This window comes from Vulcanococcus limneticus LL (assembly GCF_002252705.1).
In the GTDB taxonomy this organism is placed as follows: domain Bacteria; phylum Cyanobacteriota; class Cyanobacteriia; order PCC-6307; family Cyanobiaceae; genus Vulcanococcus; species Vulcanococcus limneticus.
On the sequence record NZ_NQLA01000068.1, the window covers coordinates 1 to 12118 of the forward strand.

The window sequence follows — 12118 nt, forward strand, 5'->3', positions numbered from 1 at the left end:
CCGCACCTCCGGAATGACAGCTCGTCATTCCACCTTGTTCAACCTCTGATCAGGGCATTCGGGCCTCGGGATTTACACCACGCGAAGGGACGCGGCCAGCGCCGATCTAAAGCGTGTCGTGGCGGCATCCTGTTTTCTCTCTATTGCTCTCTGATTAATGGCGCAGCTTTTACCAGTTTCAGAGAGTGGGGATGAGATCCCGCCATTTCGATCGGTCACCGAATTTCCGATCAGGCCCAGGCAGGAACACTTGGCGCAGCTGTATCCAGAGCTCCTTCAGACACTGAAGAGTGCCAATGTGGCTCGGCACGTCCTTAGGGCTCAGTTAGAGGAGAAGAAGCGGATGATCATAGAGGTGCGTGCAGAGATGGAGAAGCTAGAAAGTGACCTGGCCTTGGAAGCCGAAACGCGTATCCAACTGCATGCAATGAACGATCAGCTCCTGAGCGCACTGCAGGAGATTGAAGGAATTGCGGATGATGCCACTGATGTCGTCACGATGGCTCATCAGATACCTCGCACACGCCTTGGTGTGCTGATTGAGAGGCTGAAGAGCCTCGTCAAGCGATGGCGTGCCTTTAAGCAGCTGCGTTCTGGATCAGTATCTCCTGGAGATGGATCGACAGATGGATGATGATGCGGCAAATCTAAGCAGACCTGTCGTGGGCTCAGCTGGATCGATCGCTGATCTTTTTCTAGCGGCTAGCCAGGAGCTTGCAAAGAGTGATGCCAGAATCTATCGGTCTGTGGATCGCCACCTGCGGCGTACTCGCGAGCTCCTGGCGCAGGAGGAAGCAAGTGAGTGTGGGCAGCAGGATCCCTTGTCCCCCCGGGAGCTTGCTACGTCCCCTCGCCTTTTACAGGGTGCACCGAGCTATGAACGCCAGCCGCGCAAGCTCCTTGAGCGCCTCTGCAGGGAGCATGAAATCCGAGGATATTCGCGCATGAGTAAAGCGCTCATGATCACTCAGCTCAAGGCCAAGGGCGTGGATGCACCCCCAGTTCCTCTTCAGGCCTTCACTAAGGCTGAGCTGCTTGCACTGATTGAAGATCTGACCACTCACCAGAGAGATAGCCATGGATCTTGATCCCGACGATCTCAGCATGCTGCCGGCCGATCCACAGCCGAGTGAACTGTCGGAGGCCTATCTGCTGTGTCGAAAGAAGTTGGTCAAGGCAAATCAATCACGCAGCTCGCTTCAGGGGCACAACAAGCGCCGGCGCAAGTTGATTCTTGATCTCCAACAGCAACTGCAAGAGCTAGAGGTTGGACTGCGCGAGGAGACGGAAACGCGGATCCGAATCCATGAGCTGAATAAAAGCGTCATCAGGATCGTAAAGGATCTTGAGACTGGCTTGGATCAGACGGCCGCCATTGTTGAGGAACCGGGCGGCTGGAAACTCTCTGATTGGGTGGTGAGACTTGCACGCTTGCTACCCATCGTTCTGAAGCTGCGCGAGGCGAAGGCCAGAGCGATGCAGTTGCTTGGCCGAGAGGCTGTCCCTGCAGGAGACCTGCCTTCAGCTCCACATGGCTCTCCGCAAGGGCTTGAGTCCGCTTTACCTCCCACCCCTGAACCCACTCTTCAGCCTGAATCCGAAGCTATTGAAGAGCCGCTTCAACCATCGGAGCCGACTCCAGAAGATCGGCCTGTCAGAGCGGCGCCTGTTCCGACAGGCCCTCTGCTGCTCAAGGATCTCGACTACGCCTATGGCCTGTTGTTACTCCACAGCAAGGGCAGCCCAATCCCCGAGGGCTTTAGCGTTGAGGCATCTTCCGACTGGTTGCCCGGCCATGGCCTGCTCGTACCTGAGGAACCGGAGGACGAGCTCTATGCCCCGGTAGAAGCGGGCCTGCTGGCGATCAGGGCTTCGACAGCTCCCTTAGCGGGGCTTCAGTCGTGGCTGGAGAAAGGTGTACTGCCTTTTGCTCAGGATCCTGAACTGGGACTGTTGCGCCTCATTCAGCTTGATCAGGTCGCAGCTGCCACCCATGTGCTGATCGAACAAAGCCGTGCCACTGCCCTTGAGGAGTCTGGAGCCAGCACGTTGCCCCTCGATCTGGATGGGGATCTTGAGGACGTTTGGCAGGGATTTGTTCTCGACTCCGCTGAGGTCAAGCAGGTCTTACTGCAGCTGCTCCGCCATGCCGGCCCAGGGCGCTCCCTGGCGCCACGACTGAGCACCCGAGGTGGTGTTCGGATGGTGGAGGGCCAGGGTTACTTGGCCACTGGTCTGGGCTTGCCGCTGTTGACGGTGCCTCCATCTTTGGAAGTGGAAGCCGTGCAGTTGGAGCTGGACGATGGACGCACTCTGCCCTACGAGCAACTCAACGCTGCTGGTCCCGATCAAGATCGTTATCTCTGGCAGCCCGAGTCTGAGGTTCGGGGTCTGCTGCAGTTGCCCAATGGCCCAGCACGACTGCGGGCTGCACTCACCGATGGCACCAGCCTGGAGCGCATGCTCCGCCTCAGTGCGCTGCCCGTCTCCGTGCGCTTTCGGCGGGTTCAACCGCTCGAGCATCGTGAGGATTGGGGATTGCCCCTGGGGCACATCGCCCTACCACCGTCGCCAGAACCACAGCTGGTGCCGTTGGAACCATCGCTCAGTTGGGCATGGCAGCGGATGAACCAGGGCGACTACTCCGTGAATCACCTGTTCGAGCAGCAGATGCTGGAGAGCCTGTCGGCTCTGTTCCAGCGGCGTGGCTCGATACCTCGGCGTGATTTCACACAGCTGTATGCACAGCTCCGCAACAAGCCCGACGAATGGCCCGGATTTCCGGAAGCGGTGCTGCGGGCCTGGTGTGAAGGCGGTTGGCTCGAAGAGGGATTGGAACGCAGCAATGGTCGCTGGCGCATCCAACCGGTGGATCCGCGCTTCGTGCGTCTGGATCGCGGTGGCTCCCAGTTGGTGGGTCTGCTCTCCGCCCGAGGTCTGATGACTGTGCTGGCCTGCGCCCATCAACTGGATCTGACTGTGCGGTCGGTGATGCCGGCTTGCGCAGATCTTCCGCGGGGGTGGCGTTTCTCAGGGGATGTGGAGGGATTCGCAGCGGCGACCGGTTTGCCCCTGGTGGAGCAGAGGGACTGGGTCCCATCCCCCACCACAAGCACCTGGACTCTGGAGGAGCCGCTACCGAGTGACGCGGCGACCTGGCCCACGGGGCTGCGAGGCCGGCGACTCCCTGATCGCGTTTGTGGCCGCCGCGGAGCGGACTATCACTGGAAACCGGCTCAGCCTTTGCCTGAACGGTACCGAGCGCCAATCAGCCTGAAAATCGAGGCCGAAACCAGCGCCTATGGCAGGCGCCGCTGGCATAGTTTCGATCCTGTGCGCAACGAGGAATTCAGCAGTTGCCATCGCAACCGGGTGGCGTTGCATGCGCTGATCGTTGCTACTGATGGGTTGTGGCCCTTTGGCTTCACGGATGAGGAAACAGGTCAACTGGATCGCCTCTATGACGCGGATGCCTATTTACCGCTGCCCCTTGGGCGTTATGCAGCCCTCACTGGTAACCGGATGCCTGGTCCGACTCGGCATCGCCCGAGTGACCACACCTATCGGTATCACGTGGATCGCGCACTCCTGATGGAGCAAGAACAGACACGTCTGCTGCCCCTGACCAGCTGTCCGACATGAGCAGTGGTCCTTCGCACGTGAGGCGCTGCTGTTCGGGCCAGGTTCCTCAAGACTTCTCCCAGGACGCAACACCGCACCATGCAGCTGATCAAGCTGGACCGCCCCCACTGGAACTTCTTCTGTCCCGCCACGGGCAAGCCGGTCTATGGCGAGAGCGGCGAACCGCTCACACCTGCCTTCCGTGGCGGTTGGTGCTGCGAGGTGCCGGAGGAACCGTTGGCGCTAGCCGAAGAGCTGCAGCCGCTGTGGCAGGCCTACCTTGACCGGCAAGATGAGGAGGATGACGGCCTTGATGTGTCCGGCTTTCTGGCCAGCGTGGAGCAGCCCGGATGGGTGGCTTTTGAGATCACCACCTATGGGATGGCTTGCGGGCCGGTGTGGAGCACCAGCTGGACGGTGCTCGATCTGACAATGACCAACAACGCCTGAAGGCCTGGCTGGCGCCTTTAACCCTTCTCTATCTTTCAACCCCGCTTTTCTTGGTGATGAACACCGCTGACCTCAGCACCGAACAGATTCCCGGCCTCACCCCTGGAGGCGCCGATGAGAGCGACGACCAGCAGCAGGAGCTGCTGGGAGCCCTGGAAGCTCTCGGGGGATCTGCAGGTAATCGCAAGTTGAGGGAGCTACTTGGCTGGGATGAAACTACCTATGACGCCGTGAAGGCTGGCCTGCTGGCCAGCGGGAAGCTGGTAAGCGGCCGTGGCTATGGCGGCACGGTGTCGTTCGGTGATGGACGGGCGGCGCCGGCCCAGCCGTCAAAGACCAGGAAGAATGCTGGAGGGAGCCAGCCGGCTGACGCGAAGCTCGCTCGAACCAGCGAACCGATGGGTCCACAACCCAGCGGCCGACAGAACCTCTCTGTCTTCATCTGGAGCGTCGCCGACCTGCTGCGGGGCGACTACAAGCAGAGCGACTACGGCAAGGTCATCCTCCCCTTCACGGTCCTGCGGCGACTGGACTGCGTTCTGGAGCCAACCAAGGCGGCGGTACTGGAGGAGAAGGCCCTGAGAGAGGGCCAGGGACTGGACCCCGAGCCCTTCCTGCTGCGGAAGGCGGGCCTCAACTTCTGCAACACCTCGCCGCTGGACATGAAGCGGCTGATGGGTGATGGCGACAACATCGCCGAGAACCTGCGGAGCTATATCCAGGCGTTCAGCCCGGCCGTGCGGGACATCTTCGACAGCTTTGAGTTCCACCTCCAGGTGGACCGCCTCGACAAGGCCAACCTGCTGTACATGGTCACCGAGAAGTTCGGACAGATTGACCTGCACCCCGAAACGGTCAGCAATGCCGAGATGGGGTTGGTGTTCGAGGAGCTGATTCGCAAGTTCGCGGAACTGTCCAACGAAACAGCCGGGGAACACTTCACGCCCCGCGAGGTGATCAAGTTGATGGTGAACCTCATCTTCATCGAAGACGACGAGGCCCTCACCCAACCCGGCATCGTCCGCAGCCTCTACGACCCCACAGCGGGAACAGGCGGAATGCTCAGCGTGGCTGAGGAGCACCTGGTCAGCCATAACCCCTCAGCCCGCCTGGTGTTGAGCGGCCAGGAACTGAACGCGGAGAGCTACGCGATCTGCAAGGCAGACATGCTCATCAAGGGGCAGGACATCAACAGCATCTGCTTCGGCAACACCCTCTCGGACGACCAGCTGCCGGAGCAGAAGTACGACTACATGCTCTCCAACCCGCCGTTTGGGGTGGAGTGGAAGAAAATTCAGAAAGAGGTTCAGCGGGAAGCGGAGCTCATGGGCTACAGCGGTCGCTTTGGCCCTGGCCTACCACGAGTGAGCGACGGTTCCCTGCTGTTTCTGCTGCACCTGATCAGCAAGATGCGGCCCGCCCAGGACGGCGGCTGTCGCTTCGGCATCGTTCTCAATGGCTCTCCACTGTTCACTGGGGGAGCAGGCTCAGGCGAGAGTGAAATCCGCCGGTACGTGTTGGAGAATGACCTGTTGGAGGCGATTATCGCCCTCCCGACGGACATGTTCTACAACACGGGCATCAGCACTTACATCTGGATTCTGAGCAACCGGAAGCCTGAGCCCCGTAAGGGGCTGGTCCAGCTGATTGATGCCAGCGGCTTCTGGCAGAAAATGCGGAAGAGTCTCGGCAGCAAGCGGAAGGAGTTGGCCGCAGAGCACATTGAGGAGATTACGAAGCTGTTCGGGCACTTCGAGGAGGTGGAGAAGGACGGCAAGCCCATCAGCAAAGTCTTCCGAAACGAGGACTTCGGCTACCAGACCATTACGGTCGAGAGGCCGCTGAGGGATGACGCTGGGAACGTCGTTCTGGGGCAGCGTGGCAAGGCAAAAGGGCAGCCCCAGGCCGACAGCAGCTTGAGGGACACGGAGAATGTGCCGCTGTCAGAGGACGTGGAGACCTACTTCGAGCGAGAAGTACTGCCTCACGTGCCCGACGCCTGGATTGACCACACCAAGACCAAGAAGGGCTACGAGATTCCCTTCAACAGGCACTTCTACGTGTTTACACCGCCCAGGCCACTGGAGGAGATAGACGCTGAGCTGAAACAGGTGACCGACCGGATTCTGGAGATGATTGGGGGGCTGTCGGCATGAGCTTTCCTGGTTACCCAACTTATAAAGACAGTGGCGTGCAATGGATACGTGACATACCCGAGCACTGGGAGGTCATCCGGCTAAAGAACGTGCTTAAGTGTCGAATAACCGACGGGCCCCACACCACACCTGAGTTCGTTGACGAAGGGATTCCATTTCTCTCTGTAGATGGCATTCAAGAGGGAGAGCTTAGCTTTGAAGGCTGTCGGCACATATCCTGCAAAGACCACGAAGAGTATCGGAAGAAAGCTCAACCGCAGAGGAATGACATATTGATGGGCAAGGCGGCATCGACGGGGAAGATAGCAAGAGTCAAGACAGATGCAACTTTCAGTATATGGTCTCCACTTGCGCTCATTCGTATCAACAGCCCACTCTCAAGCCCAGAGTTCTACGAGCAAGTCCTGAAATCTACAGCATCGCAATCACAGATAGACGTTCTCTGCACATCAAACACGCAGAAGAATATAAGCATGGACGATATTCCAAGGCTTGCGGTCTCCAGGCCACCCCTTGAAGAGCAGATTGCTATAGCCAGCTTCCTCGACCGCGAAACCGCCAAGATTGACGCCCTTATTGCCGAGCAGCAACGCCTGATAGAGCTGCTTCAAGAGAAAAGGCGGTCGGTCATCTCACATGCGGTGACAAAGGGGTTGAACCCGAACGCACCGATGAAGGACTCAGGAGTGGAGTGGCTGGGAGAGGTGCCGGAGCATTGGCTGGTTAATCGATTCAAGCTGTCTATCGAAAGCTGCACGAATGGCGTGTGGGGCGACGAAGCAAGTAATGATGAGAACGACGTGATATGTATTCGCGTAGCAGACTTTGACCGGCATCGTCTTGAAGCAAGAGAGCCCGACGAGCCAACTATTCGCAATGTCAGTGACAGAGACATTGAACAACGCAGCCTCCGCAATGGAGACTTGCTACTCGAAAAGTCGGGAGGCGGGGACAAGCAGCCCGTTGGGGCAGCAGTCTTGTATGTCGGCAAGAGTCCCTCTGTCTGTTCGAACTTCGTGGCAAGAATGCGGCTCAACAAAAACATGAACCCTTCATTCTGGAGGTATGCCCATTACTCCGCTTACTCACTAAGAATCAACACAAAGTCTATCAAGCAGACTTCTGGTATTCAAAATCTGGACCAGCAGCAGTACTTTGACGAGAAGGTCGCGTATCCACCCTTTGAGGAGCAGCAGGAGATTGCAAACTTCCTCGACCATGAAGGTGGCAAGACTGACTCCCTTGTTACTCAGCAGCAACGCCTCATAGAACTTCTGCAAGAACGCCGCTCAGCCCTCATCTCTGCAGCTGTAACTGGCCAGATAGATGTGCGAGGACTGGTGGAAGCGGAGGGTAGCGAGCAGTGACCACCACTCCCAAGACCATCCAAATCTTTCTCCCGAGCGGCGAGCCTCACGGCATTCGCATTGCCGAAATCACCACCCGGATTGTCCAGGTCATCGAGGTGCCTCGAAGCCTGCTGAGCAGCTTCCTGGCCATGGAACAGAGTTCTCAGGTGGGCGTCTACTTTCTCATTGGGGAAGGCGGCGAAGATGAAGAGCGCCTGGTGTACGTCGGGCAATCCGGTGACCTCCGTGCTCGCCTGACGACCCACAACCAGACGAAGGACTTCTGGGAACGAGCCCTGGTTCTTGTCTCTAAGACCAACAGCCTCACGCAGACCCACGCCCTGTTCCTGGAGTGGCATGCCCTCCAGCAGATTCGCAGCGCCGGTCGCTTTGCCGACGAGAACGGCAACAGCGGCTCCCGCCCCCACACCCCAGCACCATTGGAAGCGGAGTGCCTGGAGGTTTTTGAAACGGGGAGCATCTTGTTCTCAAGTCTCGGCTACCCGCTGTTCGACGCCTTGTCAAAACTGAAGCAGGGTAATACGCCAGAACCCTACTTTTATCTTCGCAGTCCCTCAGCAGGTGTTGAAGGCAAAGGCCTCTATACAGCGGAGGGCTTTGTGGTTTTGGCAGGTTCTATTGGAAGACTAAGTAATGCCCCTTCCATAGGAGAGTCGAATGCCCGATGGCGACAACGTCTCCTCGATGCTGGAGTCATGCAGCCCGACGACGAAGGCGGACTGGTGTTCCCGAAAGACCACTTGTTTAAAGCACCTAGCGGTGCCGCCATTGCGTTGCTCGGACGGAGAGCAAATGGGTGGATGGAGTGGAAAAGTGACAAGGGACAGACCCTGCATCAGTTGATTCGGGAGCCAGAGGTCAGCAACCCATGAGCGTCCACCTCGAAGTCGCCTTTGAAAAGGAGGTCTGCGAGAACCTTGGGAGCCACGGCTGGCTCTACGAGGACGGCGCCGCCGCCCACTACAACCGCAAGCTGGCCCTGTACCCGCCAGACCTCATCGCCTGGCTTGAGGAGTCGCAGAAGGAGCTTTGGGACACCTACAGGCAGAAGAACGGCAGCAAGGCCGAAGCCAACCTGCTGCAACGCATTCGCGAGCAGCTCGACCTGCAAGGCACACTCGACCTGCTCCGTAACGGCATCGAGGTCATGGGGCTTCCCAAGGCCCTCAAGCTGGCGGAGTTCAAGCCCGCCCTTGGCCTCAACCCAGAAATCCTGGCCCGCTACAAGGCCAACCGCCTGCGGGTCGTCCGGCAGGTGCGCTACTCGCTGCACAACGAGAACTGCATCGACCTCGTTCTCTTCCTCAACGGCATCCCGGTCGCCACGGTTGAACTGAAGACCGATAACACCCAGTCGATTGAAGACGCGGTGTGGCAGTACAAGGCCGACCGCCTGCCCAGGCTCGCCGGCAAAACCCCTGAGCCCCTGCTGAGCTTCCCCAGCGGTGCCCTGGTGCACTTCGCCGTGAGCAACCGCGAAGTCCGCATGACAACGAAGCTGGCAGGGCCGGCCACGGTCTTCCTGCCCTTCAACAAAGGCAGCGACCCTGGCGGCAAGAACTGTGGTGCTGGCAACCCGGTGCCAAACGGCCCCGGCCACCCCACTGACTACCTATGGCAGGAGGTATGGGAACGAGAGAGCTGGCTTGAAATCCTCGGCCGCTACTGCATTGCCGAGCGGAACAAGAAGAAGCAAGTCTCCCGAATTCTCTTCCCCCGCTACCACCAGCTGGTTGTCACCCGTCTGCTGCAGGAGGCCGTGCGGAATGAGGGGCCCGGGCAGAAGTACCTGATTCAGCACTCCGCCGGCTCGGGCAAAACTAACTCCATTGCCTGGACCGCCCACTTCTTCTCAGAGCTCCACGACGCTGAGAACAAGAAGGTCTTCGACTCGGTGCTGGTGGTGAGCGATCGCAACGTGATCGACACCCAACTGCAGGAAGCCCTCGAATCGTTTGAGCGTAAGAAGGGGGTGGTGGCTTCGATCACCAGTGAAGAGGGCAGCAAGAGCGGCAAGCTGGCCCAGGCCCTGAGTGGCGACAAGAAGGTGGTGGTTTGCACGATTCAGACCTTCCCCTTTGCCCTCGAAGCCGTCCGAGATCTCACAGCGACCGAAGGCAAGCGATTCGCCGTGATCGCCGACGAAGCCCACAGCTCCCAGACCGGCCAAGCCGCCGAGAAGCTCAAGAAGGTGCTCAGTGCCTCAGAAGCAGCCGACCTGGCCGACGGTGGCGAAGTGGGAATGGACGAAGTGCTGGCGGCTCAGATGGCCGACCGCGTGAAGGAGAACGGCATCACCTACGTGGCCTTCACCGCCACGCCCAAGGCAAAGACCCTGGAACTGTTCGGTCGGCGTCCGAACCCCAACGAACCAGCGGGTGACGGAAACCTGCCAGAGCCATTCCACGTGTACTCCATGCGACAGGCCATCGAGGAGGGCTTCATCCTCGACGTGCTGCAGAACTACACTTCCTATTCCATGGCCTTCCACCTGGCTCAAGACGGCCAGAGCGTGAGTGATGAGGAGGTGGAGCGGAGTGCCGCCAAGATAAAGCTGATGGGCTGGGTGAAGCTCCACCCGCACAACATCGCCCAGAAGGTGCAGATTATCGTTGAGCACTTCCTCAAGTTCGTTGCGCCGCTGCTCGACGGCAAGGCCAAAGCCATGGTTGTGGTGGGCTCCCGCAAGGAAGCCGTGCGCTGGAAGCTGGCGATCGACAAATACATCCGAGAAAAGCAGTACCCCCTGGGCACGCTCGTGGCCTTCAGCGGTGAGGTGAAGGACGACGACTCGGGCCCTGATCCCTTCACCGAGCGCAGCAGCACCCTCAACCCCGGCCTCAAGGGCGACATCCGCGAAGCCTTCAAGGGCGACGAGTTCCAGATCCTGCTGGTGGCTAACAAGTTCCAGACCGGCTTCGACCAGCCCCTGCTCTGCGGGATGTACGTCGATCGCCGACTCTCCGGCATCCAGGCAGTGCAGACCCTCTCCCGCCTCAACCGCTGCCACCCCGGTAAGACCACCACCTACGTGGTGGACTTTGCCAATGAACCCGACGACATCCTGGCCGCATTCAAGGCCTATTACGAAACCGCCGAGCTGGCCGAGGCGACAGACCCCCAGCTGATCCTCAGCCTCAAGGCCAAGCTCGACAGCCAGGGGCACTACGACGAGTTCGAGATTGAACGCGTGGTGAAGGTGCTGCTCGACCCCAACGGTAAGCAGAGCGAGCTGATCGGAGCGTTGGAGCCCGTCGCCCAACGACTCATGCACGCCTACAAGGAGGCACGCCTGGCCAAGCGGCATGCCGAGGAAATCAACGACCCCGACGCCGCCAAAACAGCGAAGGACGAGCTGGACGCCCTCACCCTGTTCCGAAGTGACATGGGGACCTACGTGCGCTTCTACACCTTCCTCTGCCAGATCTTCGACTACGGCAATACGGGCCTGGAGAAGCGGGCGATGGTCTTCAAGCGGCTGCTGCCCCTGCTGGAGTTTGAGCGGGAGATGCCGACCGTCGACCTGAGCAAGGTGGTGCTCACCCACCACACGCTGCGGAACAAGGGTCAGAAGAAGCTCGATCTCACCCAAGGCGAGGCGGTGCAGCTGGCCGGGCTGGCCCCCGGTGGCGGAACCGTGCAGGACAAGGACAAGGCCCTGCTGTCCGAAATCATCGCCAAGCTCAACGACCTGTTCACCGGCGACCTCACCGACGAGGACAAGGTCACCTATGTGCGGGCGGTGATTCGCGGCAAGTTGCTTGAGTCCACCACCCTGCGGCAGCAAGCGTCAGCCAATAGCAAGGAGCAGTTCGCCAGCTCACCTGATTTCGGCAATGCCCTTATGGATGCCATCATCAGTGCCCTTGATGCCCATCAAACGATGAGCGCCCAGGCCTTGAATTCTGCCGATGTGCGCGATGGCCTCAAGGACATCCTCCTGAACCAAACCGGCCTCTACGAAGACCTGCGCGATGCCGCCTGATGCGCTCACCCTCACGGCCGCCAAACAAGCACAGGCGGTTGTAATCCAGATGATGGCCGAGCGCGGCCGTGGGGTGGTGCTAGTGGGTGCTGCCCGGCTCGATTTCGCACTGGAGAACTTGCTCAAAGCTGTGATGGCCCCTACCTCTGATGACGACGAACGCCTGTTCACTCCGGAGCGCTCGCTGGGGAGCTTTGCCGCCAAGATCTCCTTGGCAGCACGGCTGGGGTTGATCGATGCCGCAGTGGAGAAGGGTCTGCATGCAGTCCGCGGCGTGCGCAACGACTTTGCCCATAGCGCCGCCGATCCGTCCTTGGACGATCAGCGCCACCAAAAGCGTTTAGCACGCGTGTATCAGCAAGCCCAGGCCAATCCACTGTGGGCCGCCATTGAACCCCTCTTGATGCAGCAGCAAGGCATGAAGGCTTCTGAAAGAAACTGACGTGGACCCCGGAAACCGGTCCAGGGTGAATGAGAGTCCTCATCCGGCCAGACTGGGCCGGGGACTCGACCATGAAACGCACCAGGCACACAGC

The 12118-nt window shown here is 59.5% G+C and carries 8 protein-coding genes; all 8 read left to right on the forward strand.

What is annotated here, in order from left to right; all coding sequences use genetic code 11:
• The first annotated feature begins 250 nt into the window (after window positions 1–250).
• The 8 genes from CJZ98_RS18515 to CJZ98_RS16105 all read left to right on the forward strand — a co-directional run bounded on the left by CJZ98_RS18515 (window position 251) and on the right by CJZ98_RS16105 (window position 12024).
• Window positions 251–634, forward strand: a complete 384-nt coding sequence (locus CJZ98_RS18515) for a hypothetical protein (protein ID WP_232756556.1) — start codon at window positions 251–253, stop codon at window positions 632–634.
• 443 nt (window positions 635–1077) lie between these two features.
• Window positions 1078–3642, forward strand: a complete 2565-nt coding sequence (locus CJZ98_RS18525; RefSeq protein ID WP_157911043.1) for a hypothetical protein — start codon at window positions 1078–1080, stop codon at window positions 3640–3642.
• A gap of 78 nt (window positions 3643–3720) precedes the next feature.
• On the forward strand, window positions 3721–4071 hold the full coding sequence (locus tag CJZ98_RS16080) for a hypothetical protein (RefSeq protein WP_094592135.1): 351 nt from the start codon (window positions 3721–3723) through the stop codon (window positions 4069–4071).
• Window positions 4072–4127: 56 nt separating this feature from the next.
• Window positions 4128–6227, forward strand: coding sequence for a type I restriction-modification system subunit M (locus tag CJZ98_RS16085; protein WP_094592136.1), 2100 nt, complete (start codon window positions 4128–4130; stop codon window positions 6225–6227).
• Window positions 6224–7594 carry a restriction endonuclease subunit S gene (locus tag CJZ98_RS16090; protein ID WP_094592137.1) on the forward strand — a complete coding sequence of 457 codons (1371 nt, stop codon included), beginning with the start codon at window positions 6224–6226 and terminating at the stop codon, window positions 7592–7594. The genes CJZ98_RS16085 and CJZ98_RS16090 overlap by 4 nt, the downstream gene beginning before the upstream one ends.
• Window positions 7591–8469 carry a GIY-YIG nuclease family protein gene (locus CJZ98_RS16095; protein WP_094592138.1) on the forward strand — a complete coding sequence of 293 codons (879 nt, stop codon included), beginning with the start codon at window positions 7591–7593 and terminating at the stop codon, window positions 8467–8469. The genes CJZ98_RS16090 and CJZ98_RS16095 overlap by 4 nt, the downstream gene beginning before the upstream one ends.
• A complete protein-coding gene (locus CJZ98_RS16100; RefSeq protein WP_094592139.1) occupies window positions 8466–11582 on the forward strand; it encodes a type I restriction endonuclease subunit R in 3117 nt (1038 codons plus the stop codon). The genes CJZ98_RS16095 and CJZ98_RS16100 overlap by 4 nt, the downstream gene beginning before the upstream one ends.
• Window positions 11572–12024, forward strand: a complete 453-nt coding sequence (locus CJZ98_RS16105; protein WP_198537896.1) for a DUF4145 domain-containing protein — start codon at window positions 11572–11574, stop codon at window positions 12022–12024. The genes CJZ98_RS16100 and CJZ98_RS16105 overlap by 11 nt, the downstream gene beginning before the upstream one ends.
• Window positions 12025–12118: the final 94 nt, after the last annotated feature.

Bases quoted from the DNA above. Each gene is read 5' to 3' on its own strand.
- CJZ98_RS16100 (WP_094592139.1), top strand. From the start codon at position 8,466: ATGAGCGTCCACCTCGAAGTCGCCTTTGAAAAGGAGGTCTGCGAGAAC.
- CJZ98_RS16090 (WP_094592137.1), top strand. From the start codon at position 6,224: ATGAGCTTTCCTGGTTACCCAACTTATAAAGACAGTGGCGTGCAATGG.
- CJZ98_RS16105 (WP_198537896.1), top strand. From the start codon at position 11,572: ATGCCGCCTGATGCGCTCACCCTCACGGCCGCCAAACAAGCACAGGCG.
- CJZ98_RS16085 (WP_094592136.1), top strand. From the start codon at position 4,128: ATGAACACCGCTGACCTCAGCACCGAACAGATTCCCGGCCTCACCCCT.
- CJZ98_RS16080 (WP_094592135.1), top strand. From the start codon at position 3,721: ATGCAGCTGATCAAGCTGGACCGCCCCCACTGGAACTTCTTCTGTCCC.
- CJZ98_RS18525 (WP_157911043.1), top strand. From the start codon at position 1,078: ATGGATCTTGATCCCGACGATCTCAGCATGCTGCCGGCCGATCCACAG.